27 protein-coding genes are annotated in these 25,557 nt (G+C 42.0%); 15 read left to right on the top strand and 12 right to left on the bottom strand.

Annotation, left to right across the window (positions count from 1 at the left end; genetic code table 11):
- Positions 1-275 precede the first annotated feature (275 nt).
- From FD723_RS28555 to FD723_RS28570, 4 genes are all read left to right on the top strand, one after another.
- The gene (locus FD723_RS28555) at positions 276-527 is read left to right on the top strand and encodes an Asr1405/Asl0597 family protein (protein ID WP_179068356.1); all 252 of its coding nucleotides are present in this window, start codon (positions 276-278) and stop codon (positions 525-527) included.
- A gap of 69 nt (positions 528-596) precedes the next feature.
- The gene (locus tag FD723_RS28560) at positions 597-1,244 is read left to right on the top strand and encodes a (2Fe-2S) ferredoxin domain-containing protein (RefSeq protein WP_179068357.1); all 648 of its coding nucleotides are present in this window, start codon (positions 597-599) and stop codon (positions 1,242-1,244) included.
- 302 nt (positions 1,245-1,546) lie between these two features.
- Positions 1,547-1,969, top strand: a complete 423-nt coding sequence (locus tag FD723_RS28565; protein WP_179068358.1) for a hypothetical protein — start codon at positions 1,547-1,549, stop codon at positions 1,967-1,969.
- A 235-nt stretch (positions 1,970-2,204) separates the two neighbouring features.
- On the top strand, positions 2,205-2,450 hold the full coding sequence (locus FD723_RS28570) for a ribbon-helix-helix protein, CopG family (RefSeq protein WP_179068359.1): 246 nt from the start codon (positions 2,205-2,207) through the stop codon (positions 2,448-2,450).
- A gap of 267 nt (positions 2,451-2,717) precedes the next feature.
- Here the strand turns inward: FD723_RS28570 and FD723_RS28575 are convergent, their stop codons facing one another.
- From FD723_RS28575 to FD723_RS43940, 5 genes are all read right to left on the bottom strand, one after another.
- A complete protein-coding gene (locus FD723_RS28575) occupies positions 2,718-5,453 on the bottom strand; it encodes a pentapeptide repeat-containing protein (protein ID WP_179068360.1) in 2,736 nt (911 codons plus the stop codon).
- A 42-nt stretch (positions 5,454-5,495) separates the two neighbouring features.
- On the bottom strand, positions 5,496-5,858 hold the full coding sequence (locus FD723_RS28580; protein ID WP_179068361.1) for a hypothetical protein: 363 nt from the start codon (positions 5,856-5,858) through the stop codon (positions 5,496-5,498).
- A 220-nt stretch (positions 5,859-6,078) separates the two neighbouring features.
- Positions 6,079-6,564 (bottom strand): hypothetical protein, encoded by a 486-nt coding sequence (locus FD723_RS28585; RefSeq protein ID WP_179068362.1) that lies wholly within the window; start codon positions 6,562-6,564, stop codon positions 6,079-6,081.
- Between the two features lie 165 nt (positions 6,565-6,729).
- A complete protein-coding gene (locus tag FD723_RS28590; protein WP_179068363.1) occupies positions 6,730-6,984 on the bottom strand; it encodes a hypothetical protein in 255 nt (84 codons plus the stop codon).
- 13 nt (positions 6,985-6,997) lie between these two features.
- Entirely contained in the window at positions 6,998-8,368 is a 1,371-nt protein-coding gene (locus tag FD723_RS43940) for a Rid family detoxifying hydrolase (RefSeq protein WP_179068364.1), read from the bottom strand.
- A gap of 204 nt (positions 8,369-8,572) precedes the next feature.
- On the opposite strand from FD723_RS43940, the gene FD723_RS28600 reads away from it, so the two are divergent.
- Both FD723_RS28600 and FD723_RS28605 read left to right on the top strand, forming a co-directional pair.
- A complete protein-coding gene (locus FD723_RS28600; protein ID WP_179068365.1) occupies positions 8,573-8,881 on the top strand; it encodes a hypothetical protein in 309 nt (102 codons plus the stop codon).
- Positions 8,882-8,883: 2 nt separating this feature from the next.
- A complete protein-coding gene (locus FD723_RS28605) occupies positions 8,884-9,327 on the top strand; it encodes a type II toxin-antitoxin system VapC family toxin (protein WP_179068366.1) in 444 nt (147 codons plus the stop codon).
- Positions 9,328-9,336: 9 nt separating this feature from the next.
- On the opposite strand, the gene FD723_RS28610 is transcribed toward FD723_RS28605, so the two are convergent.
- Positions 9,337-9,768, bottom strand: a complete 432-nt coding sequence (locus FD723_RS28610; RefSeq protein WP_179068367.1) for an NUDIX hydrolase — start codon at positions 9,766-9,768, stop codon at positions 9,337-9,339.
- Positions 9,769-9,795: 27 nt separating this feature from the next.
- Between FD723_RS28610 and FD723_RS28615 the strand changes: the two genes are divergently transcribed.
- Together FD723_RS28615 and malQ are read left to right on the top strand one after the other, a co-directional pair.
- On the top strand, positions 9,796-9,981 hold the full coding sequence (locus FD723_RS28615; protein WP_256874957.1) for a hypothetical protein: 186 nt from the start codon (positions 9,796-9,798) through the stop codon (positions 9,979-9,981).
- Between the two features lie 140 nt (positions 9,982-10,121).
- Positions 10,122-11,630 (top strand): 4-alpha-glucanotransferase, encoded by a 1,509-nt coding sequence (gene malQ / locus FD723_RS28620; protein WP_179068368.1) that lies wholly within the window; start codon positions 10,122-10,124, stop codon positions 11,628-11,630.
- A 118-nt stretch (positions 11,631-11,748) separates the two neighbouring features.
- Here malQ and FD723_RS28625 read toward each other — a convergent pair whose 3' ends face one another.
- Together FD723_RS28625 and FD723_RS28630 are read right to left on the bottom strand one after the other, a co-directional pair.
- Entirely contained in the window at positions 11,749-12,561 is an 813-nt protein-coding gene (locus FD723_RS28625; RefSeq protein WP_179068369.1) for a RodZ family helix-turn-helix domain-containing protein, read from the bottom strand.
- Positions 12,536-13,348 carry a pseudouridine synthase gene (locus FD723_RS28630; RefSeq protein ID WP_179068370.1) on the bottom strand — a complete coding sequence of 271 codons (813 nt, stop codon included), beginning with the start codon at positions 13,346-13,348 and terminating at the stop codon, positions 12,536-12,538. The genes FD723_RS28625 and FD723_RS28630 overlap by 26 nt, the downstream gene beginning before the upstream one ends.
- Before the next feature lie 134 nt (positions 13,349-13,482).
- Here FD723_RS28630 and FD723_RS28635 point away from each other — a divergent pair, with 134 nt between their 5' ends.
- On the top strand, positions 13,483-14,196 hold the full coding sequence (locus FD723_RS28635; protein ID WP_179068371.1) for a DUF2993 domain-containing protein: 714 nt from the start codon (positions 13,483-13,485) through the stop codon (positions 14,194-14,196).
- 336 nt (positions 14,197-14,532) lie between these two features.
- Here the strand turns inward: FD723_RS28635 and FD723_RS28640 are convergent, their stop codons facing one another.
- Together FD723_RS28640 and cbiT are read right to left on the bottom strand one after the other, a co-directional pair.
- Positions 14,533-15,414, bottom strand: a complete 882-nt coding sequence (locus tag FD723_RS28640; RefSeq protein WP_179068372.1) for a phosphatidate cytidylyltransferase — start codon at positions 15,412-15,414, stop codon at positions 14,533-14,535.
- Between the two features lie 142 nt (positions 15,415-15,556).
- Positions 15,557-16,159, bottom strand: a complete 603-nt coding sequence (gene cbiT, locus FD723_RS28645; protein ID WP_179068373.1) for a precorrin-6Y C5,15-methyltransferase subunit CbiT — start codon at positions 16,157-16,159, stop codon at positions 15,557-15,559.
- A 93-nt stretch (positions 16,160-16,252) separates the two neighbouring features.
- Between cbiT and FD723_RS28650 the strand changes: the two genes are divergently transcribed.
- Entirely contained in the window at positions 16,253-17,653 is a 1,401-nt protein-coding gene (locus FD723_RS28650) for a serine/threonine-protein kinase (protein ID WP_179068374.1), read from the top strand.
- A 664-nt stretch (positions 17,654-18,317) separates the two neighbouring features.
- Positions 18,318-18,491, top strand: a complete 174-nt coding sequence (gene tatA / locus FD723_RS28655; RefSeq protein WP_179069315.1) for a twin-arginine translocase TatA/TatE family subunit — start codon at positions 18,318-18,320, stop codon at positions 18,489-18,491.
- A gap of 141 nt (positions 18,492-18,632) precedes the next feature.
- Here the strand turns inward: tatA and cphA are convergent, their stop codons facing one another.
- Positions 18,633-21,338: a cyanophycin synthetase gene (gene cphA, locus FD723_RS28660; protein ID WP_179068375.1), complete on the bottom strand. Its 2,706-nt coding sequence runs from the start codon at positions 21,336-21,338 to the stop codon at positions 18,633-18,635.
- 378 nt (positions 21,339-21,716) lie between these two features.
- Positions 21,717-22,580, bottom strand: a complete 864-nt coding sequence (locus FD723_RS28665) for a cyanophycinase (RefSeq protein ID WP_179068376.1) — start codon at positions 22,578-22,580, stop codon at positions 21,717-21,719.
- Positions 22,581-23,118: 538 nt separating this feature from the next.
- Here FD723_RS28665 and trmD point away from each other — a divergent pair.
- The 4 genes from trmD (at position 23,119) to FD723_RS28685 (ending at position 25,555) form a co-directional block, all read left to right on the top strand.
- Positions 23,119-23,832, top strand: a complete 714-nt coding sequence (gene trmD, locus FD723_RS28670) for a tRNA (guanosine(37)-N1)-methyltransferase TrmD (RefSeq protein WP_179068377.1) — start codon at positions 23,119-23,121, stop codon at positions 23,830-23,832.
- 59 nt (positions 23,833-23,891) lie between these two features.
- The gene (ispF, locus tag FD723_RS28675) at positions 23,892-24,377 is read left to right on the top strand and encodes a 2-C-methyl-D-erythritol 2,4-cyclodiphosphate synthase (protein ID WP_179068378.1); all 486 of its coding nucleotides are present in this window, start codon (positions 23,892-23,894) and stop codon (positions 24,375-24,377) included.
- Between the two features lie 98 nt (positions 24,378-24,475).
- The gene (locus tag FD723_RS28680) at positions 24,476-24,940 is read left to right on the top strand and encodes a hypothetical protein (RefSeq protein WP_179068379.1); all 465 of its coding nucleotides are present in this window, start codon (positions 24,476-24,478) and stop codon (positions 24,938-24,940) included.
- A gap of 42 nt (positions 24,941-24,982) precedes the next feature.
- Positions 24,983-25,555, top strand: coding sequence for a PIN domain-containing protein (locus FD723_RS28685; protein WP_179068380.1), 573 nt, complete (start codon positions 24,983-24,985; stop codon positions 25,553-25,555).
- Positions 25,556-25,557: the final 2 nt, after the last annotated feature.

Here is a 25,557-nt window from a genome sequence, read left to right on the forward strand (position 1 = left end):
TGGGAAAGACAAGGTAAAATTTTCTCCTTCATCTCTCGCTCTGCGGGAAGTTAAACCTTATATCCCCAAGTGCTTCGAGAAGTTTCTGCAAGAATTTTGACTTGATTTCTGCCTGATGCGATCGCTAAAAAATTTTATTTTTTCCAAAATTAATGAGAATTGTTTGCACTTAAGCTATGCTGGTTTTAAGAGGTTAGACTTCTAAGGCTTTGAAAAAGCTGGGAGTTAAATTGCGGTGATTACTGCAAGTTTGTTGCACTTTGAGGGCAATTTTCTTGAAATCGTTTAGTTCAGAAATAGAAATAAGTCACCTTGTAGAGGTGAATTGGACAGACCGCTGGCAAGTCTATCAACGCCTAAAGGAGTTAGACATTCCCTGTAGTTGTGCGGCTAACCAGCCATTGAAAGTTGAAATTGGCAATCCGACTGCGGCTGTTCAACTTTGGAGTGTGATACGGCGATTTACAGTCTCTCGTCAAGATCAGATTTGGACTCTTGAGTGTTGCTGGCAGAGTCGCTATCAATAGTTCTAATCTGTGGGTACTGCTGAGAATTTCTTGCTTGATAGCTTGTATTAGTTAAAAGGAGGTCAAAAAATGGGTGTATCTCAAAGATCAGAATTTTGCCTTGAAGGCAGGTTTATAAATTTTGTTATTAAAGATGGGTATAAGCTCAAAGGTCTACTGCTGAGTACTCATGAGGGTGAATGCTACGTTAAACTTGCTAAACATTTACGGGCTGCTTTTGATTTGCGGCTACCAGCAGGTACTTGGCTACAAGTTGTTGGTTATAAAGAATACGATATAAAAAAAGACAAAGTTACACTCAAAGCTGAACGTGTAATGGCGGCGAATTCTGGAATTGCGACAGTTCAAACGATCGCAGCACCACAAGAATCTCCATCTATTGATCATGTCAAGGCAAAACCAGCTAAGACTAAGGCCACCATTTTGGTGTGTCAAAAGTCTGATTGTATGAAACGCGGTGGTAACGGAGTTTGTCAGGCATTGGAGGCGGCTTTAAGCGATCGCGGTTTAGAAGACCAAGTTACAATCAAGGGCACTGGTTGTATGAAAAACTGTAAAGCTGGGCCAAACCTAGTTATGCCAGATAAAACTCGCCATAGCCGAATTCAAGCTTCACAAATACCGGCGCTGATGAATCAGCATTTTGGTGACAAGAACTTATCCGCAAAGCCTGAGAATGTAAGGGAAGTAGCAATATCTAACGGTAAGTTTTGCTGAAAAAAATAGTTAAATCTTGACATTTGAATGAGAAAGCTTAATAATATCTTCATTAAGTGTGTTCCATTAATATCGGCTGTAAAATTTGCTAGAAGTTAGCAATAAAATCAAAAAACTGGCTTTAATTAAGGCCAGTTTTTTGAGTGGAAGGGTTTCTATTGAACAATTTTTAACCGGAATGCTCCGATAATTTGGAAAAATTTAAGAAAACGTGATTGATTGATGAATATGTAGCCTCAGAGAGGCTTTTCGTTAGACATCGCTTACAGTGGAAGCGTCAATCATCAATGACTTAAAAGCAAATGCCACATAACCTTCAGTGGACATACATCGTTTTTTTGACATTTTCCACGATAGTCATGATTTTTCTATTCCGTCATGACTGGAATCGCCTAGCTAAACTCTACCGTACCCAAGAAGCGCCGCCACTAAACTTTTCGCGAATGATAAGCGGTTCTGTGGGTTTGGTGTACTACAAAGGAACTTTAAATGTTGGTATCACTCCTCAAGGGATTTATCTGAGTATTTTTCCGTTGTTTAGCTTGGGACTGACGCCTTTGTTGATTCCCTGGAGTGCCATTAGGAAAATTGAACCTGCTAACCAACTATTTATTCAGCGTTTTCGCTTGCATCTTAGTTCTCCAAAAATCAAGCTGGTTTTAAGCAAAGATATTTTGGAACCAGCTAAAGAATTTTTAGCCGCACAGGGATTTGAGTGGATTTAGGTAAATGCCGTTTTGATCGGGCCGATCGTCTAAAATATAAAATCACTCGTAATCATTTTTAAATTGGTATTAGAACTGCAAAACAGCATTGATTCGTAAGTAGAGAGCCAGTATCATGCTTCTATGACAGTTCCACAAGTTGTCCTTGATACAAATTTTATCGTTGCTGGTGTGCGTTTCAAACTAGGGAGTGCTTTTCGTTTGCGGAGTTTTTGCAATCTATTGGAGCATTGTCATGAGCAACCTCAGCGTCCAGCTTCCTGACTCTTTGTACAAAAGTTTGCAGGAACTTGCCAAACAAGACGGCATTTCTATCGATCAGTTTGTGGCAACAGCAGTTGCGGAAAAAATCGCTGTACTCACAACTGAAATTTATCTAGGTGAGCCAGCAAAGCGAGGCAGTCGAGAAAAATACGACGCAGTTTTAGCGAAAGTACCAGATATTGAACCGGAATCTTACGATCGCTTACCCACACCCTAACAACGTAGTGCAGGTTCTTCACGTTCAGGGGTAATTTTTGCCAAGCTTTTGCAAAAGTTGGGAATGAAGCGATCGCCTACACTTTGTCATGAGTTGGGCACAGTTGTAAAAGCGATCGCTTAATATTTATATGCAATAGTGTTGAGCGATCGCCTGCACTTTGTCATAAAAAGGAAAAATCGCTTAATGCTGTGTCACGCCACTACAAATTCTTAATGTTTGTAAGTCACTTATCGGAGTCTTAACTAGAATCCTCATTCAAGTCTGCTACATTTTCGACTCTTTAAGATTCGCCCCTTTAAGATTTGCACCTTCCAGATTCGCCCTTACAAGAAACGCCCGTTCAAGATTTGCCCGTTCAAGATTTGCCCGTTCAAGATTTGCCCCTTCAAGATTCGCCCCTTTAAGATATGCCCGTACAAGATTCGCCTGTGCAAGATTTACCTCTTTAAGATTCGCCCCTTTAAGATATGCCCGTGCAAGATTTGCCCCTTCAAGATTTGCCCGTTCAAGATTTGCCCCTTCAAGATTTGCCCCTTCAAGATTTGCCCCTTCAATATCTGCTCCTTCAAGATTCGCTCGTACAAGATTCGCTCCTTTAAGATTTGCCCCTTTAAGATTCGCCCTTTCAAGATTCGCCTGAACAATATCTTTAAAAACTAAAACGCAAACTTGTAAATCCAAAAAACTCAGGCAATTCAAGCAAAACACATCAGTATTAGTAGTGATTCTTTGCCCTTGCAAGCGGGAAATCCAGATACCGAAAGCTTCAGGAGTATGCCATTGAATCTTTGAAACTATCTTTGTTACTCTAGCGCAAGCATTTAAGACAGCTAACAACGCTTCTTCTGCATTTCGTGCTTGTCTATTTTCTTCTTGAAAATCAGGTCTTGGAGTCAAGCGTTCCATCGGCATTCCATGACGCAACATAAAACTAATCAGATGACATAATGTCTGCTGCCAATTGCCAACATCCAATGCATTCTGTAAACGCATTTCATCCGCAACAAACTTAAAAAGGTATTCATCTATATGGGATACACCGCAGAGAATTGCCCACCTTTTTAAAGCCTCGCGCTCATCCCATCCTTCGTCTGGATCATCCTGGCGAGCCTTCAGCTTTTTATGAATAAGTCTAACTTCTCGCACAATGCGTTTTGCTGTCAAATATTCACCAAAACTTTTGTGGGTAAATTCAAAAGTTTTTTCCTGTTCCTTCACTCCACTCTCACGAAAATAAAAGGCAATCAAAAGACGAATTACGCCTAATTTTGCACTTTTTTGAGACTTGTCTAAAAGACGTTTTAAATTACTGTTTTCACAATGGGCTTCAATCTCTCTGACAGTTGTTGTCCGTCCATCTCCATGCCAAGAAGCTAAAGCAATTTCTTCCAAGATACGAACAAAGTCTTTTTCCTCAATTCCACGAATAGCCGGATGTTGATAACCAGCCCAACCACGCTGATAAACTGCTGTGAGTAAATTTGCATAAATTGCATTCAGGTTGCCGTCTGTAGGAAATTTATTTTGCTGGTTAAAACTCAATGCTACCAGGTAATTCAGTAAGGGTTGGGCAGTAATTTCTGTAAGGTTATCTTGGTTTAACTCTTCTGGTAAGCAATCATATCCTCGTCCGCTAGCATTGCCGTATTTATACCACCAAATCTGACGTTGATCTTGCTGCAACAAATTTTGATCGTCAATGTGATTTTTTCTCTCATATTCAGTAACAAAATAAGGCAATATATGCAAGATTTGCTGTGGTTGACGAAAGTCGCTAATATTTGCTTGCACAACCAGTTCTCGACTACTGATTAATACTTGTAAGCAATTTTCACGCATATTAAAGCGGTCTACTTTTTTTTGAACCTCACGCACAAATTGTTTAGCAGTTTCAGTAGCAATTTTGCCCTGTATGGCAAGCTCATCCAAACCATCAAATATAATGAGTAAGGGTGAATCAGCCTTATCTTTATCTAAGGGATTATGTCTGAGAAAGCCATCGTCTCGTACAAACTTACTAATTGCATCAACTAAGTCTTCCGAGGGATCAAAATGGTGCAAAGGAATAAATAAAACCGGAATTTTCCCTTTTTCTGCTTGGTTAGCTGCAAAGATTTTAGCAAAAGAAGATTTACCACTTCCTGGGCCACCACTAATCACTCTAATGGCATCATGGCGATCGCCTTTTTCTAACCAAGCTTCCAGTTCAGTTTCTAAGTCAAGAACAATTCGCTGATATTTCTCATCTTCTCTAAGTCGGCGTTCAAATTCTTCTGACTTTTCACCCCCAACTTTCTGCTTATAGTAGGCGTGTAAAGGAACATAAACTTGTTTTAAACCAAAAGCTTCTAAAAGCATCATTGGTTCTTCAACCTGTCTTTGTAGCCAAGCTAAATAACGCTGCCATGACTGTTCCCGTTCATTGGCTTGAGTAAAGGGGGTATCCAGTTCTTCTTTTAAACAAGCATATTTTTCTGGATGTTTTGCCCACTCTTCATGTAGGGCAAACACAAAATAGGTAGGAAGACGATGACTAATTGTTAGTGCCTGTGCTTCATTGACGCTAAAGTATTTTAACCAGTCGGCAAAAGCAATTTTAATCGGTTCCAGAATCGGCAAATCTTTGGGACGGCTAAAAAAATCTTGGTCAATACGCAATTCTATACTTTCTAGAGAATGGTTGAGGCGATCGCACAATAGCTCAAGATCGCTCTCGTTTGGTTTTTCAAACAGTAATTCTTGATTTCCTTTGACCAAACTCACTATTGCTTCTACCAAAGAACGGTAAATTAGTAACCAAGCAACTTCCTCTGGTGCTGCTGACAAACCTAGTGCTGTTGTAGCTTCCAAAGCATCTTTAGCTACCTCTCCCCACTGACCCAAAACCCCATTTATCGCACCTTTTCCTAGTGATTTAAATAGTTCTTTAAAGTCAGCTTTAATGGGTTTATTCCATAATGCAACAGGTTTGCTGACTGAAAATCCAGAGGTATTGCTCATTGCTGCTGTATGATGCTGGTAGATGTACTGAGTTAATATATTTCAACAAGGTTTTATTAAATTTTTCCTGAAAACCAGTAGTAAATTTAACAATTTATCTAGATAAACTTCTAATCTCAGGCTAAAAGGCGCAACTTCGAGGATAAAAGGTGCAACTTCGAGGCTCAAAGGCGCAACGTTGAGGCTAAAAGGCTCAATCATCAGGCTCAAAGGCTCAACGTTGAGGCTAAAAGGCTCAATCGTCAGGCTCAAAGGCTCAACGTTGAGGATAAAAGGCTCAACTGTCAGGCTCAAAGGCTCAATGTTGAGGTTCAAAGGCTCAACTGTCAGGCTCAAAGGCTCAAAAATGCCTTGGCGACTAGAAGTCGCGGCTACACAAATAAAATCCGCCTGCGTGGGTTGCAAAAATTTTCATACCATTTTAATTGATGATTGCAATACATCCTTGGGTAAAGACGCGATTCATCGCGTCTCTACAAATGGTCTATTTGTCGGATTCTTTTTTCAAATTGGTAATTTAGATAGAAAACACGGTAGGGAAGCACAGGTGTACTTCCCTACGAGTAACGTGTATTTTGCCCAAATTTATAACTGCGACGTAGGCGCAACCCGCCGCAGGCATCGCCTATTTTATGCTTGAGCTGGCCGCGGCTTCAGGTTTCTTTTTCTTGGAACGACGGCTGAACCTGCGTCCCATTTCATCAATGACTGCATCCAAACCTGTAACATCACCGCTAGCTTTGGCATAGTTGTAAATTGCCAAGGCTGCTGCATAAGCTTCACTACCAGCCGCAATACAGGTATCATCTACCAGTTCTTGCAGTTGGGTTAGAGACAACAGCACCGGATATAAGTCCTCATATATTTCCAAATCCCGGCGCATCTCTTCCAAATCAAAATAACGAGGCAAAAAGTTAGGGTTCTGTGTTGCCACTTCTAAGGCTTTGCTAACAAAAGCCCGACTTTTATCTCCCATCTTGACTATGGTGCGTCGGTCTTCAGTAGTCAAATCAATCAAAAATGGTAACTTTTCTCTAATTGTAGCGATCGCCTGCATGACCGCTTCTCTGTCTGCTGGGGCTAAAGTGGCACTGATACGATTTTCTGCCATTTTTAATACTCCTTTAGGGTACTTAATTTCAGTATTCCCAAAGTTGTAGAGGCGATCGCATTCATCGGAGGGGAACACTCAAAAATACTTACAATTGTTAATTGCCAATTCTGCCCTTGAATTCATAATTTTTTAAAACAGTGTCTAAAAATATTTGCTCACCCGTCATGTGTTAATTTCAGGGTGACGTTTTGGTGTGCCATACAAGTAATGGTCATGTTGACTTGCCCAATCTTCGGGTGCTTCAACTGTCCCCGTTAAATCTTCTAATACATCCCACACATCAGTCGCTTTAATTTGAGATGAACTAATATCCTCAGAAACAATGCTAATCACATAGCGTTTGTTCGGTTCTAAATCAGGTGGAATATTTGGACGCAAAACAGAACCATCAAATGTAACCGTTAAAATTTTGCTCATTATTCTATTTCTCTTAACCGCTAATTACAGCGATCGCATCAATTTCTACCAATACATCTTTAGGTAAGCGCGATACCTGAACACAAGCCCGCGCTGGGGCTGTATCTTCCGGGAAATATTTAGCATAAATCGCATTCACCGCCGCAAAATCATTCATATCAGCTAAAAATACAGTGGTCTTTACCACATCTTTAAAAGTCGCACCGGCTGCTGTGAGGATGGCTTCAAGATTAGCTAATACCTGCTCAGTTTGCTTTTTGACATCATCAGTGTAGACGACATCACCAAGGCGGGGATCGATGGCAATTTGTCCAGCGATGAATACAAATTGACCTGAAGCTGCGATCGCTTGATTATAAGGGCCGACTGGTGCGGGTGCGTTATCAGTATTAATTACTTTACGGGTCATAGATATTACTTTCCCTAACGATGTTTCCTGTTTACCGATTTCTGCTTCAGCTGCGATCGGCTTGTAGACTTCTCCATCTGGCATTATCGCACCAGTGAGGTCTGCATTTTTAAAGGTTGCTCCGTAGATATTTGCGCCAGTTAAATTTGCCTTCTTTAGGTTTGCCTCGTTTAGATTCGCGTTCATCAAATCTACTTTTTGCAGTTCTGCTTTCTCTAAATTTGCCCCTTTTAGACAGACTTTTCTAAAATTTACGCCTATAAGATTTGCTGAACTTAGATTAGCCTCAGTCAGATTCATTCCAGACAAATCCTTTTCCTGCCAATGAACGCCCCCAATCGTGGCTCCCTGTAAAATAGTGTCTTTGAGTTTCACATAAGTTAGGTTTGCTTGACTCAAATCAGATCCAAACAAGTTAGCCCCACTTAAATTAGCATCACTAAGATTAGCTCTAACAAATTTTGCTTCATTTAAGGATGCGTCGGTTAAGTTTGCGGAATTGAGTATAGCATCACTTAAGTTTGCCTTATCTAGGTTAGCTTTACTCAAGTTTGCTTTACTCAGGTTTGCTTTACTCAAATTGGCATTATCCAGATTAGCGTTACTGAAATTAGCGCTATTCAGGACTGCTTCACTAAAGTTTGTATTCTTCAAGTTAGCGTTACTTAAGTTTCCACTACTGATATTTGCCTTACTGAAGTCAGCACAAATTAAATCTGCCCAACTCAAATTTAAACTAGAACTTTCCAGCAAACCACTTAAATTTGCACCTGTCAAAGATGCCCTGGTGAGATTTGTGCTTTTAAGACATGCCTTACTCAGGTTGGCATCATTTAAATCTACTCCCGTCAAATCTGCACTTGTTAGGTCTATCCCACTCAGATTTGCACCTTTGAGGTCTACACCTCTCAAATTTACTGAATGAAATTTCCGTTCTCCTGCGGCGTATTTCTCCAACAGTTCCTCAGCATCCATAATGCACCTTTAAATACCACTGACACAGTATAATCACAAAAACTTTGTGTCACAGGTATTCCTCTCTTTTCTTCCTTTGCGTCCTTCGCGCCTTCGCGGTTCGTCCCTCCTACCCCAACCTCGGACGTATCCCATAATGCCATCAGATCAGCATCGCGATCGCACTCGTATAATACTGTTACGACAGACTGCAAAATATCATTTATGAATATTAAAGAACTACTACTCCAAGAAATTGAATCATCCTCAGATGTTCTACTAGCCCAAACACTGGATTTTTTGCGTTTTCTCAAAACAAAACCAGTAACAGAGGAAATATCTCTTGACCTGCCAACAGAAAAAAATGATGATACTTCCAATCATCAAACGAAACCGGAAATACAGGAAGCAACACCAATTATTAGAGGCTCGAAAGCAGAAGACTTGTTAAAATTTGCTGGAACCTGGCAAGGAGATGACTTTGAAGAGTGCTTGCAACTTGTTTACGAAACTCGTTCCCCGGCTGAATTTTAGTAATGTACCTCTTAGATACCAACCATTGTAGCCGGATCATTTTTGGAGAAACAAACGTAATTCGTCGGTTACAAGAACACATCGGCTTAGGGGTTGCAACTAGCGTTATCGTGCAAGGGGAACTCCTTTACATGGTGCAAAAATCTTCTCAGCAAGAAGCAAATCTTCCCTTTGTCAGAACTTTTCTGCAAACCATTGACCTTTATCCCATTAATGGAGGAGTTGCCGATGTTTACGGTAGCCTCAAAGCGGAAATTGTCGAACATTTTGGCCCCAAAGACAAAGCAAAGCGTAGAAAGTTTACAGTTCAAGATTTGGGTTTTAGCGATAACGACTTGTGGATAGCATCAACTGCTCTGCACTATAACCTCACCGTCGTCTCAGGGGACAGCGATTTTCAAAGGATACAACAGGTGCAAGCCTTAACATTAGAATCTTGGCTTTGACATCCTCTCCTACCCCAACCTTGGACGTATCCCATAATGCCGATATCGCCAATAATCGCGCAAAATGCGATCGTGGTCAAAACATAAATTACCAGGCACACACCAATACTCAAAAATCCCTACACTCTTAGCATCATCGCCAGCTTTTGGTTCACCCTTAGCTGTCGCCAAAAACACAATACTAATCGTATGCTGACGCGGATCGCGATTTGGGTCAGAATACACCAGTAATTGTTCAACTAATTCCACCTGTAAACCCGTCTCCTCTTGCGCTTCTCGCCGCGCCGCCACTTCCACAGCTTCGCCATAATCTACAAAACCACCAGGAATAGCCCAACCTAAAGGTAGATTATGTCTTTCAATTAACACTATTGGCCGATGAGGCCGATCTACTAGTTCAATGATGATATCAACTGTTGGTGTAGGATTTCGGTAAGTCATAGTTATTTAGTCATGAGTCATTAGTCATTGGTCATTGGTCATTGGTCATTGTTCATTGGTCATTGGTCATTGGTCATTGGTCATTGGTCATTGGTCATTGGTCATTGGTCATTGGTCATTGGTCATTGGTCATTGGTCATTGGTCATTGGTCATTGGTCATTGGTCATGAGTCATTGGTTATTCCCAAAGGACAAATGACAAAAGACAAATGACAAACAAAATGAGTTTACTTGATTTCCCCTGCAAATACCGTTCAGTGATAAATTCGATGCGTTGGCTTTGCCACTGCCCCTTAGGCACTCGCATCGCGTCTCCATCAGACAATTGCTCTCTCTCATAATTAAGGTTACTTATGCCTTTTCCTAGATCCAGTGGCATTTTGCTGCATCCTACTTCCTTTCCCAGTCGATTTGGCGTTGGGGATTTAGGCTTAGAAGCCTATCGCTTCATTGATTTTCTCAAAGAAAGCCATCAACAATATTGGCAAGTTTTACCCCTGGGCCCCACTGGATACGGTAATTCTCCATATATGTGCTACTCAGCAATGGCGGGAAATCCGCTGCTCATTAGCCCAGAAAAACTTCTAGAAGAAGGTTTACTATCTGAAGAAGACTTTGCTAATTTACCAGGATTTCCGGCAGAAAAGGTAGATTTTGAGCAGGTTGTACCGATTAAAATTGGGCTACTCAAAAAAGCCTGTGAAAACTTTAGAGCCAATGCTACGCCGATCCAGCATAAAGAGTTTGAAGGTTTTTGCGACAGTAAAGCCTATTGGTTAGATAATTACGCCTTATTTATGGCGCTGAAAGATGCTAATAATGGAGCAAGCTGGAATACATGGGAGCCTGAATTTGTCAAGCGGGAACCAGAAGCATTAGCTCAGGTAGAAAGCCGACTCAACGGAGATATTTTTTATTACAAGTTCATCCAATTTGAGTTTTTTCGGCAGTGGTCAGACCTGAAAAACTACGCGAACATGCGCGGCATTGACATTATCGGCGATATCCCAATATATGTAGCTCATGATAGTGCCGACGTGTGGGCGCATCCCAACATCTTTTGCTTAGACGAAGAGACGGGAGAAGTTGCCCAAATGGCAGGAGTTCCACCAGATTACTTTAGCGCCACCGGTCAATTGTGGGGAAACCCGGTTTATAACTGGGAGGAACTGCAAAAACAAGACTTTAAATGGTGGGTACAGCGCTTTGAGGCCATGCTGGATTATGTAGATATAATTCGCATTGACCACTTCCGGGGCTTCGAGGCATATTGGTCAGTACCCAAAGGTGAAGAAACTGCCATTAATGGCGAATGGGTAGAAGCACCTGGAGAAGCTTTTTTTGAAGCGATCAAACAGAAGTTGGGCAAGCTACCCGTCTTAGCAGAAGATTTGGGGGTAATTACACCAGGGGTAGAAGCGCTGCGAGACAAGTATGAATTTCCTGGAATGAAAATTTTGCAGTTTGCCTTTGGTTCAGATCCCGCTAATCCATTTTTGCCATTCAATTACTCGCGGAATGCTGTAGTTTATACCGGAACTCACGATAATGACACAACCATAGGCTGGTTCAACACAGCTAACGACTATGAAAAGCAAAACTTATGGCTTTATTTAGGTTGTATAAGTTCTGAAGGCATTCACTGGGATTTAATTCGCCTAGCTTTGAGTTCCATCGCTAACCAAGCGATTATTCCTTTGCAAGATATTTTGGGATTAGGAAACGAAGCGCGGATGAATTTTCCCAGTATTGCTGAGGGTAACTGGGAATGGCGCTATCAAGGAGGAGCGTTGAGAGATGAATTACGCGATCGCTTAAAAGTTCTGACTAGACTTAATGGACGCGCCCCAGAAGCCCAGTGAAGAATGAGGAGTGGGGAGTGGGGGGAAGCAAGGGATCAGGGAGCAGGGAGAAGAATTTTCCCCTCCGCCCCCCGCACCCTGCCCCTCTGCCTCTTTTCAATTCCCCATTCCCTATATTTCAAAACTTAGGCTTGGCAGCAATCCTAACTTCTTCCTCTTTCCCCGGCTCTCCCATTTCTTTAGCCTTCTCCTGATTGACACTCATCAAAACACCGCCAGCATTATCAGTTTTCACTGTCAATTGCTCTTGGGCTTTCCAAATTCGATGAGTTCCCTCTGGCAGAATACCCTCAAACTCGGTTTTGCCATCGGCTACTACACGAATCCAAGATGAGGCTTTCAAGGTGACACCAATCTGTACAACCTGTTCCTTTTGGACGCCGCTCAGGTTGTCGCTGACGGGTTGTACCTCCATTGACTCTTTTACTTGGGCTAATTCTGGTTTGACAACAGATTTTTGTTTGGGATATGGCTGATTTTGGCTATTACTTGCTTGTAGTACCGCGTTATTTAATAACTGAGATAACCCATTTACAGAGCATACTATTAGCAATATGTAAAGAAAGTAAAGATGAATTGGACGTAATTGAGATAGAGGGGAAGTATTCCTAATACCTTGGGAGTTCGCTTGTGCAGAACTGATTGGAAAAGCGCCAGAAAATTCTACTCCATTCAAGCCTAGAGCTTCCGCAAATTGCCTAATCAAACCCTGAATATAGACTGGTTCTGGCAGATCGTTTAAATTACCTTCTTCGATCGCCTGCAATAATCGCTGAGGAATTCTGGTCAATACAACCACTTGCTCTAGAGAAAGACCCTGTTCTTGCCGCAATGCCCAAAGTTGAGCGCCTAATTCTGCCAACTTTTCGGCTCGTTGTTCCTCTAATGAAAGTGATGGCTGGTGATTATTCTTCTTTCTTAGCCATTTCATGCCTACTGACACTCCTTAACTCCGCTAAATCTTTAATAGGTTGCGTTATTTGCCCTTGCAAAAAGTGAATTTCATGATCTTTGAGGGAACGATATTTACCCTCTGACAAAAAGGGTTCCTTTAGAGTTTGTAATTGAATTGGGCCGATAGCAGTCCGATGCAGCTTAATGACTGGGTATCCTAACTGTTGAGCTATGCGGCGAATTTGGCGATTTCTTCCCTCCTGCAAAACTATTTCTAAAAAGCTTTGCTCGGCACGACGTTCGATTAGACGTACCTTAGCAACCCTGGTTTTTCTACCCTCCAACATCACACCCTGACGCCACTTTTGGAGTACTGTTTCTGGTGGGTGTCCTTTGACCAAAACATGATATGTCTTGGAAATACTGTGGCGGGGATGGGTTAGTCCAAATGTCAGTTCTCCGTCATTAGTCAGGATTAATGCTCCTGTGGAGTCTGCATCTAGACGGCCAACTGGGTGAATACCTGAACCCTCGCGTAATTCTTTCGGAAGTAGATCCAGAACTGTTGGTCTTTGGTGAGGGTCGTAGCAAGTCGAAACCACTCCCGCTGGTTTGTGCAGCAATAGATATATTAAAGCCGGACGCTGCTTTTCGGATACAGGTTTACCATCGATGGCGATCGCATCTTTTTCGGGATCAACTTTTTGACCTAAATGTGCCAATACTCCATTGATCCGTACCCGTGAGTGCCTAATCATTTCTTCGGCTTCACGACGAGAGGCGATACCCCACTGAGCAATAATTTTTTGTAACCGTACCTCCATGTGGAAATTGCTTATTTACTGTTAACAATTAAATGATATTTGCATTTTGTAGCGAGTAGGCATAAATGTTACATTTAAGGCTTATTTAATTTCTGTTCAGTTGTTGAACAAATACCCATAAACAGATCGGTTAAATGCCAGAGCAAAATCCCCAAACAACAAATGCAAATAAAATCCGCATAATTACGCAGGTACTAACAACAGCAGTCAAGCTTTGGTTAAGAGCGCAAGTCAGCCAAATATCAGAATTAGAAGTGGAGATCACAGCGAGCGATCGCCAACTTTTCTCTGGGCGCATCCCTTCGGTATCTATTTTTGCCACTCATCCAGTTTATCAAGGTCTCCAGATTACACAAATTAAATTAACAGCAGAAAATATTCGGATAAACATCGGCTCCGTACTCAAGGGAAAATCCCTGCGACTGTTAGAAACAGTACCAGTGGTTGGAGATTTAATCATAGACGAGAAGGATCTCAATGCTTCTCTCTCATCTGACTTATTATCGACTGCTTTGAGCGATTTATTGGTTAAGGTTTTACCAACACATTACCCACAGACACAATCAATTAATTGGCAAGAAATTCTTCTGGGGAACAACCAAATTATACTGCGAGGTTTGAGAGTAACCAATAGTGAAACAACGCCTCTAGAGATTTGTCTGGGCTTACAGTTACTCAGTGGGCATGAGTTGCAAGTGGCACTGATTCCAATCCAGCCTACCCAAGCAGATATGTTAGAGGACAATCATGAGTACAATCTGGATCTTGGCTCAGATGTCGATATCCAAGAGCTAACACTGATCCCAGGCAAGTTGGTGTGTCGTGGAAAGATTAACGTTAATCCTTGATGATGACAGATTTAAAAATATTAGTACCCTATTTTGAATGATCTAGTGCCTCTCAAGGGATGAGGAGGACAAGGGGACAATCCCCCCGCTTCGTTGCTACCCCACCTCGGAATAGAATTCCAAGGCTAATAGCTATAAGTCCTCTCAAGAGGACTACATCAGAATTTTAGTCCACTTGAGTGGACTTGAGCTATTAGCCCGGAACTTAAGTTCCGGGCGGGATATAGGTCAGTGCAATACTTTAACTGTTAACTGTGACAAAAATGTGGTTAATGACAATCCCTACAAGGGTTGGGGCTGTTCTTCTTAGGTATGTATTGAACTCAACTGAAACCGCTACAGTAGCGGCAACAGTAGTGTCACGAAATAATAAACCAAAGGAGCAGTAAAAATATAACTATCAGTACGGTCTAAAATACCACCATGACCGGGGATTAACTGTCCAGAATCTTTAACTCCAGCATCCCGCTTGAGCATAGATTCAGTGAGATCCCCTAAAAGACTAGCAATGCCAATCAGCAAACCCAATGCTAAACCAGTGAAAGGGGAACTTGGCAAGTGGAGATAATAGGCTCCTGCTACAGCTACAGCAACACTTGAAGTAATGCCAAAGACAGCACCTTCTACAGTTTTTTTCGGGCTAATCTCAGACAGACGAGTTTTTCCAAAGAATTTACCAATGGTGTAAGCACCGATATCGGCTGCCCAAATACACAAAAAAGTTAGTAATGTTGCTGTAAAACCTTGTGGTAGAGAAGCGGAATTTGCCTTCTCCCAGAAATCCATCCAGTTTGTGGGCCAGTAACCTCCAAAAAGGAGATTGCTAAAAGCAGCACTATCAATTGCTCGTAACCGCACCCAGTAACTTGGTAAATAACCTACATAAAATAGCCCCATAATGGAAGCGGAAACATCAGCGATCGTGGCAAATTTGGGTTGAAACAGCAGGTAAAAACAAATAAGTGTGCCAGCTATTGGCATCACAGCATCAGCTAAACTGCCATCTAGCGTGCAAATTACCAGCAATACTTGGCTAGCAGCCATTGTGGTTTTAGCAGCAGGAACTATACCTCTGGCTCGCACCAAATTAAAATATTCCTGTTGTCCCAAAAAGACGATAACCGCAAACATGATGGTAAAATACCAACCACCCAAAAGGGTAACAGAAAGAGCAAGAGCGATCGCAACAATTCCACTAATAATCCGAGACCAAGGCATAGAAGTATTTTGGATTTTGGATTTTGGATTTTGGATTAGAGATTAGCTATTCGAGATTAGGGATTGGTAATTGTGGCTTGATTTCTTATGCCCTAAATCCCCAATCTAAAATCTAAAATCTAAAATCTAAAATCTTTTGGATTTAGTCTAGTTTCTCACCACTGAGGATAAAAATGGGATCAACGGCGGTAAAGCTTTGAGAAAAGCCGCGCGTCTCTAGGCGGTTAACCGCAGATTGGACGACTTCGATATTTCTAGCCCTTAACAGAGAAAAGCTCTGAGAAATAGCATATAGACTTTCTAGATTAGCAGCTGTGGCTACAACCCGACCGGATGGCGGCAAATAATGCCAAGCTGCTTGTAGTATTTCTTGAATAGGGCGGCCTCCCTCGATACAAATGCGGTGAGGGGCAACCTTAAGATCGTGTAAACACTCTGGGGCGCTACCTTCAATTACTTCGACATTTTTCACATCAAAGCGATCGCAGTTACGCTTGATCAAATTAGCGACTTCTTCATCCCTTTCGATAGCAATAATCTGTCCACCTGGACACAATAGCCCCACCTCTACCGGAATTGTACCCGTCCCTGCGCCAATATCCCACAACACGGAATCTGATTTTAGTCGCAGTTGCGAAATTAATAGCAGTCGGACTTCTCGCTGACTCAGGGGAATTCCTGGCAAATGTTCAAATAATTCATCGGGAATACCAGGGGTAATATAAGGCCAAAGTTGGGAGGGCATAGAATTACGCAATTATACTAAAGATATCGATTTGCCATATTGAAGAGCTATAAGCTATAAAACTTTTCAACCGTAGCATTATAAGAAAACATAATGATTGGCGAAATATTAGGTGAACGCTACGAAGTTCAGCAGCTATTAGGAAAAAAAGCAGGGCGGCGGACGCTATTAGCTCGTGATTTGCAAACTCAGGAATTAGTTGTCATCAAGTTACTCTCTTTTAGTAGTGACTTTGAGTGGGATTCACTCAAGTTGTTCGAGCGAGAAGCTGAAACTTTAAAAAACCTAGCACATCCCTCAATTCCTGGCTATTTAAACTATTTTGAGGTAAATCTACCAACCATCAAAGGATTTGCTCTAGTACAAACTTATATCCCTGCACAAACTTTAGAGCAATGCTTACAGACTGGGCGGACTTTTACCGAAGCTGAAGTCAAACAGATAGCCAAAGAACTTTTAGAGATTCTCGTTTACCTACATGAGCTACATCCGCCTGTAATTCATCGTGATATTAAGCCTAGCAATATTTTATTGGGCGATCGCTCTGGTAATAGTATCGGTCAAGTTTATTTGGTAGATTTTGGCTCAGTACAAACCGTCTTGGCTACCGAAACCGGGACAAGAACTGTAGTCGGAACTTATGGCTATATGCCACCAGAGCAATTTGGCGGACGCACTGTTGCAGCATCAGACCTTTATAGTTTAGGTGCAACCTTAATTTATTTAGTTACGGGTACTCACCCAGCCGATTTACCTCAAAAGGATTTTCGGATTCAGTTTGAACAAGCGGCTAATTTCAGTCCCAGCTTTAGCAATTGGTTAAGGTGGATGATTGAACCTAGTTTAGAACGGCGTTTGAGTTCTGCCAGTGCAGCACTGGCAGCTTTAGAAAAACCACAACCGAACTTGCCTACTTTAGTTATTGGTAAACCAGATGGCAGTAAGATTCAACTAACCAAAAATGAGGGTTCTCTAGAAATTATCGTTCCACCTGCTGGTTTTGATTCATCAATAGTATTTACAGGTTTATTTGCGATCGTCTGGAATTCATTTATCCTCTTTTGGACACTTGGCGCACTCTCAGCACCTTTTCCTGTCAATATCCCCTTTGCTTTGTTCTCGCTTCCATTTTGGGGTGCTGGCTTGATGATGGTGTATAAATTTCTTTTTAATTTATTTGGACGCATCTGCTTACGCCTGAATCCCGAACAAATTTCCATAAGCTGGGAGTTGTTTGCTTGGAAATTTTATCGTCCCCGTGCATCATCAAGACAAAGTATTACTAAGTTAGTTTACATTCCCAAACATTTTACTAAAGATTCTGAAGGTACTAGAATTGCCGTTCCCGCACAATTGGATATTTGGGTAGGAGTCAAAAAATATCAGCTTGGTGGTAATGGTGGTGCGATTAAATCGGAAGCGGAATTGGAATGGCTAGCTCATGAATTAAGTGATTGGTTAGATTTGCCAATTACCAATCCAATTAGAAGTTAATTGAGCTAGAACACCGATTCATTAATCCTGTAAACCCCGTGTCTATTACGAGGAAGAGCGAAATTTAGTTAGCAAAATCTCTCCAAACCCTCTTGACTTCGTGGTTCGGTTTCCTGAATTATTGCGTAAGTACTAGCCACAATTTTGAATACTGAATCAGTGTTCTAGCGTCACTTACATTGAAAAGCCATAAGAAAAGGGACAGTATTAGGAATCGCCAAGTAAGCACTTAAGAAATCCTTACAAGATAGGACTGGTGTTTTATTTACTCCATACTGTACTAGAAGAATCTTATTTGATTCTTGAAAAAACTCCGTACATCCTACGAATGCAAAATCAAAGGTTGTGTGTCGAATAAACCACTCAAACAGTAATTGCTAATGTGAAAATGGAGGAATTAAGTCACAAAAATGCCGAATCTATGTTTTAATTTGTAACCAAATATAAGACTCCTATTTGATTTTTTAAAAACTGCGTATAACTCGAAAAGGCTGACTCCTTACTCCCTGCCTATCGCGCTTGCCCACTATGCAAAGAAGTTCAGAAATAATCGGATTGCTATAGTATGTTATCCTATGGGGTCGAGCTATTATCAGTGGCGAACTCATCAGATTTGAGCCATCAATGTTTATATTTAATTACAGATGCCTTAGAGGAAATTTATATGTTTGGACTGGGATGGCCAGAAATAGCTGTAATTACCATAGTCGCTATTCTAATTTTCGGCCCAAAAAAAATTCCTGAATTGGGAACAGCACTGGGGAAAACCCTACGAGGTTTTAAGGAGGAGATGAAAACTCCCAGTGAAGAAACCAATCAGGAAGAAGAAAAACAGTAATTAAAGTAGTCACAAGAAGTCAGCGCACTGACTTCTTGTGACTAAGCTGTTACGTATACAACTTGCATTATCAGGGTGGGCATCTTGCCTACCCCACAATCATATTGGAAAAATATTAGTGCAAATTAAAGGCGCAACAGCTTACAACAAGGTATTAACAACAGAAGAAGGTGCGATCCCATTTTGGGAATCGATGACAGTTGTGCCAGCATTTTGTTGGTGTGTCTCTTCTTTCGCTAGACCACGCAGCTTAATTAATTTAATCGCCCGACTAACGCTTTCTGGCAAAATTACCACCAGACTGTTATCAGGAGCCATGTCTAAGCCTTTATTGATCGCTTGGGTTTCATCCAAAATTGATTCATAGCGGCTATCAGGCTTAACTTCGGTGATGCCTTGAATAATCAACTGGGCAGCTGATCCCCGTAGTCTTCCCCGTGTATCATCGTCTTCTTTGATGATGATGTAATCAAAAATTTGTGCTGCTAGCTTACCTAAAGTAACAAAATCTTCGTCGCGGCGATCGCCTGGCCCACCAATTACGCCAATCCGTTGTCCTGTAGTCCAGTTCTGCACAAAGGAACCTACAGCTTCATAACTGGCTGCATTGTGGGCATAGTCTACCAAAGCGTGGTAGTTTCCTAAATTAAATAGATTCATTCGTCCCGGTGTTTGACTAACTGAAGCCCGGAAAGTCCTCAAACCAGCCCGAATCTGCTCAATTGTGACGTTTTGCACGAATGCTGCCAAACTTGCAGCTAAAGCGTTGGCAATCATAAACGGCGCACGTCCGCCCATTGTTAAAGGTATATTTTCGGCTCTTTCTATCCGGTGTGTCCAATCACCTTTAACAATTGACAAATAGCCATTTTCATACACTGCCGCTACTCCGCCCTTTTGGATGTGCTTCCGCACTAATTCCGAGTCGGGGTTCATGGTGAAGTAAGCAATATTAGCCTTAGTTTTTTCTGACATGGCGGCGACGCGGCGATCGTCGGCATTGAGTACCGCATAGCCATCAGGGAATACGGCTTCCGCTACTACACTCTTGAGGTTAGCTAACTGCTCAATGGTATCTATATCGCCTATTCCTAAGTGGTCTGAGGCTACATTCAATACTACACCTACATTTGCGGCTTCAAAGCCCAATCCAGAGCGAAGAATGCCACCACGAGCCGTTTCCAGCACTGCTACTTCTACTGTGGGATCTTGGAGGATGACGTGGGCACTTTGGGGGCCGGTGTTATCACCTGCTTCTACTAAGTAATCACCGATATATGTTCCATCTGTAGTGGTATAGCCTACTACTTTACCAGTCTGTTTATAAATATGTGCTAGTAGGCGGGTAGTGGTTGTTTTGCCATTAGTACCCGTGACGCTGAGAATGGGAATTTGGCTAGATTGCTCGTTAGGAAACAACATATCCATCACTGCGCCAGCGACATTGCGGGGAATACCGACACTTGGGGCAACGTGCATCCGAAAACCGGGAGCGGCGTTAACTTCGACAATTACGCCATCAACTTCCCGCAGCGGACGGCTAATATCCGAGGTGACGATATCAAGTCCGGCGATATCTAAACCGATAATCTTGACAACTCGTTGTGCCAACCAAAGATTTTCGGGGTGAATTTCATCGGTACGGTCTACAGCACTACCGCCTGTACTTAAGTTGGCTGTTGCTCTGAGATAACAAATAGTGCCCTTGGGTGGCACGCTATTTAGGGTGTAACCTTGCCTTTCTAGCAATTGGTAGCTGGTGCGGTCTAGTTCAATCTTGGTGAGGACGTTATCATGTCCTTCGCCGCGATTTGGGTCAAGGTTGGTTTCTTCGATTAGTTCGGAGATGGTGGATCTGCCGTTACCAATGACATGAGCCGGAACCCGTTCGGCGACTGCTACGACTTTGCCATTTACCACTAATACCCTATGGTCGCGCCCAACATAATATCTTTCGACAATAATTGACCGAGAAACCTGTCTGGCAGCTTCGTATCCGGCTTCAGCTTCTTCCCAAGTTCTGATATCAATGGTGATCCCACGTCCATGATTGCCATCTAGGGGCTTGATGACGATGGGATAGCCGCCAACGAATTCAATGGCTTGTTCTAAATCGTCTAAAAAGTTGATTACTGTACCTCTGGGTACTGGCGCACCAGCGGCAGCGAGGATGCGTTTAGTGGCTTCTTTATCGCAAGCTAGTTCTACACCCAGAATGCTGGTGTTATCGGTCATTGTCGCCTGCATTCGCTTCTGGTTGACGCCATAGCCTAGCTGAATCAAAAAGCGGGCTTCCAGCGACATCCAGGGAATACCTCTTTTTTCTGCTTCTTTGACGATCGCTTCTGTGGAGGGGCCTAAGGAAGCGTCACGGGTGAAGTCTTTCAGGTCTTGGATATCTTGCTCTAGTTCTGCCTTAGGATAACGGCCTCGATCAACGATACTCTGGCATAGCCGTACTGCGGCTCGTCCAGCGTAGCGTCCCGCTTCCTCATTCAGGTACTCGATGACTACTTGATAAATTCCGGGTGTGGCAGTTTCGCGGGTGCGACCAAAGCCGACATGCATACCTGCTAATTCTTGGAGTTCTAGGGCTACGTGTTCCACGATATGACCCATCATAGTGCCTTCTTTGACTCGCATCAAAAAACCACCACGACAGCCAGGCGAACAATAGTGACCCTCCAGACTCGGCAGCGCCTCAACTAATCCTTCATAAAAGCCAGGGATTTCATTCGAGGGCATTTCGCCAAGGGTTTCTAAATCGAGGCGCATGACGATCAGTTTGTGGCGTCGAATGCTCCAATAGTTTGGGCCGCGTAAGGTCTGGATCTTGAGGATTCTCATGGGAATAGGTAGATGGAGATTCGGAACCAAAATTCTAGTTTCTTACTGGAATTGACCGCTAAACTGTTCATGAAAAACAGTTTTTTCTTTTTACATGGTATTCTTATCATTTTTCTACGGTAAGAAATAATAAACGTGCGGCCAACCAATTTTGGATTTTAGATTGACATTTTAGATTGTAAAGATACTACTAGGGTACTTAACTTTCTGAATTTTAGATTGACGATAGTGTAGCTAAACCGAGTCATTGAAGGTCTTTTAGATTGGTTTTGTCTACTTTCTGGTAGTATGTACCGAAAAGTTCTTTTAATCTAAAATCCAAAATCCAAAATCTAAAATTTGCGGTCAACTCAGTGTAACCTCAGATACTCTATACCGTCAGCTGGAAATTCGATGTACAGCAGGCAATACAGTCCGCTGGTACAAGTGGAAGCGATCGCCGTAGCTGAGGATATGAAGACGTAAATTATGTACGGTTAACGGTTCATTAGCGCCAACATGAGGTTCGTTGGTGTGGGTCAACTCAGTGGGATCAACAATGGTGACACTGCCTTTACCCATAACTTGTAACCAACCATCACGTTCAAACACAGCACAAGTATCTTCGTCAATGCCAATACCTAAGCGATCGGGATGAGCTGAGATCGCGCTAATCAATCGACCCATCCGATTACGGTTGTGAAAGTGTTGGTCAACGATGACTTCAGGAATAAATCCCAAACCAGTTGCCATATCCACTAGGGAACGATTTGGCGTTTCTCCACTACCGCCGCCAGCAATCATGTGATGCCCCATCACCGCCGCTCCTGCACTGGTGCCTGCTAACGTCAGTTGCCCCGCCCTCACCCGCTGACGAATAATTTCCATAGCTGGCGTATCTGCCAATACGCCACAAAGACGCAGTTGGTCTCCTCCTGTCAAAAATACCCCACTACAGGCTTCTAAGGATGCTTTAATCTGGGAGGCTTCACACTGTTCTCGTTCGCGGATGTCTAAAATCTCTACCTTCTGGGCACCCATTTCTTCAAAAATGCGAATATACCGACCACCGATGATGGCAGGTTCGCGAGAGGCAGATGGAATAATTGTAATATAAGCCTTACTAGCACCGGCGCGTCCAAAAAAAGTTCGTAGGATTTCGCGCCCATGAACTTTATCTTCTGCACCTCCGATAACCAGAACGGCGGTTTTAGTTGCTTGGGGTGTCCTCATTTCTAGCGATTTAGCTTGTAATTGCGGCATTTTGTTTCTCCTGTCAACAACTTCAGGTGAATTTAACAAGGTTCGGAAGCAGCCATGATTTTTGCGCTTTGCAACTTTAGAGAGGAAACTTTTTGGAAGTTTGGAACTGGGCTAGCCACTCTCCAAATTCTCGCCTAATGCTCGCGTTGCCTCAGTCTAAACGTGTTTGTTCCCATTCCTCAAAGCCAGTGCCTTGTTTTTCACCTGTCCACTTGCAGCAGGGCAAAATAGTCTTTGGAGGCTAGATTCCCCCTTTAGTATTGGGGACAAGCATTTAAGACTACGCTTTTTTCTGAGGCCGGCTTGATGCATCCTGGAAGTTGTTAACTTGATATGATTATTAATTTAAATGTAGTTGTGACAACATTTAAACATAAATTAAGTAATTAGAAAAACTTTTGATCCCATCTAAAATCCAAGAGGTCTGGTAGTTTTAGATACTATTGATAAAGTTTAACTGGAGTTTAACCCGACCTTGGCTTGCTGGTGTTTGCTAGACATTCAAATTTAAGATTAGTGTCCTTGAATACGAATAACTGTGCGCTTTGATATAGTTACGCTTTTTCCTGACTGTTTTAATTCTGTTCTCAATTCTGGGCTGCTGGGTAAAGCCTTAGCCAAACAGATTGCCGAAGTGCATCTGGTTAATCCACGGGACTTTACCACTGACAAGCACCGAAAAGTAGATGATGAACCCTACGGCGGTGGTGTTGGGATGCTAATGAAGCCAGAACCTCTTTTTACCGCTGTGGAGTCGCTGCCGATTCTCCCCCGAAGAGAAGTAATTTTGATGAGTCCACAAGGTCAAACAATTAATCAACCTCTTTTGAAAGAATTGGTGACAAATTATGACCAGTTAGTAGTAATCTGCGGGCATTACGAAGGAGTGGATGAGAGGGTGCTACATTTGGTAACTCGTGAGGTATCTTTAGGCGATTTTATTCTGACTGGTGGGGAAATTCCAGCAATGGCTTTGATTAATGGCGTCGTGCGACTAATACCCGGAACTGTAGCCAAAACGGAGTCTCTCACAGCAGAAAGTTTTGAAGAAGGGTTATTAGACTATCCCCAATATACTCGTCCTGCCAATTTTCGTGGCTTGAAAGTGCCTGATGTCTTACTCAGTGGCAATCACGCAGCGATCGCCCGATGGCGTTACGAACAACAAATTCAAAGAACCCGCGATCGCCGCCCCGATCTCCTAGAGAAATTGAAGCAGGGGAAGCAGGGGAGTAGGGGAGCAGGGGAGTAGGGAGAGAATAATAATTTCTAGCTCTTGACTAATGACCAATGACCAATGACTAATAACTAATGACTAAAATTCGTATTGGTAACGGCTACGATATTCATCAACTGGTGAGCGATCGCGCTTTGATTTTAGGTGGAATTCAAATTCCCCATGAACTGGGTTTGTTGGGGCACAGTGACGCTGACGTACTAACCCATGCGATTATGGATGCCATGCTTGGGGCATTATCCTTGGGGGATATTGGTCATTATTTTCCGCCTAGTGACGCTCAATGGGCAGGAGCAGACAGTCTAATACTATTAACTCAAGTAAATCAACTGATTCGCGATCGAGGTTGGCAGGTGGGAAATATTGACTCGGTAGTAGTAGCAGAACGCCCAAAATTAAAGCCGCATATTCACAATATGCGTGACAAACTAGCGGCGGTTTTAGAATTAGAACCAAATCAAATTGGCATCAAAGCTACCACTAACGAAAAATTAGGCCCCGTTGGACGTGAAGAAGGTATATGTGCTTATGCTGTTGTCTTACTAGTTGCTTCAGAGTAACTTTTGTTTACTGTAGCAGTGAAGCTATTTAATCATCGTTATGATTTAAATAAGGTTATAGGAGATAAATAAACTTACCTGATTAGGAAATTAGAGCCATGCAAGCTACAAACTTAGAATTGCAAGATTTAGAGCGCCCTGATGTTGTGGCACTAGACAAAGATGGGAAAATTGTTTTGATAGTTGAAGTTAAAGGTTTTCCATTTGACTCCAATCCAAAAAAGACTAAAGAAAATGCTATCTTACAAATTTTGGACTACCTAAAAGCTTCAAAAACCTTGATTACCTTTGCTATGTTTGTTGATTTGCAAAATATTTTAGTTTTTCAATGGAATGGTTATAATTTGTCAGAAATTCTTAGTTTGAACACTGGTGATATTCTTAGTTATTACGAGCCAGCATTTAATCAAAAACAAATTTTTAATCTTTATCTTACAGGTCTGATAGAAGCCTGGATAAGTGATTTTTGCTATCACTGGAAGTCAAAAATACCGCCAGCATCCAAGGAGATAGCAGAAATAGGTTTGTCACAGTTATTAAAAGGTGGAATTACTCAACCTTAGGTACTATTGGCAGTGATACTTTACGTAGAAACAAACTTTTTAATGAGTATTGCTAAAGGACAGGATGAACTAGCAGAAAATTTTCTGCAAAATACACCTACCTCAGTATCCTTAGCAATACCCAGCATTTGTTATCTAGAATCTTTGGCGACTTTAGAGCAAGAAGATAAATATAACCAGGATTTTATTAGGCAATTGGACATTCAAGTTAACGAGGCTGCAAGAGATAAAACTTCACAAAATGCTAAATTAGTTGTTAATTATTTGAAACAAGCTAAGATTAGCTTTTTGCAACGTAATAATGACACAGAAAAACGCTTTTATATAGCCTTCAACAAACTTCTTGCCAAAGCAGAAGAGATTCCGTTAACGACAGAAATTATTCATGGAAGCCTTACGAGAAATATCCTTGAAAAGCATCTTATGGATAAATTGATTATAGAGTGTATAGTTCACCATACACGCTTACATCAAGATGAAACAAAAATCTTTTTAAGTGCTAATTCTAAAGAATTTGGCAGATGTGAAGTTATAGATGTTTTACGAGATAGTGGCATTCAGTATTTCAATAAAACTCAAAACTTCCTTGGCTGGCTACAATCTCAATCAAATTAATT

Source organism: Nostoc sp. C052 (assembly GCF_013393905.1).
Classification (GTDB): domain Bacteria; phylum Cyanobacteriota; class Cyanobacteriia; order Cyanobacteriales; family Nostocaceae; genus Nostoc.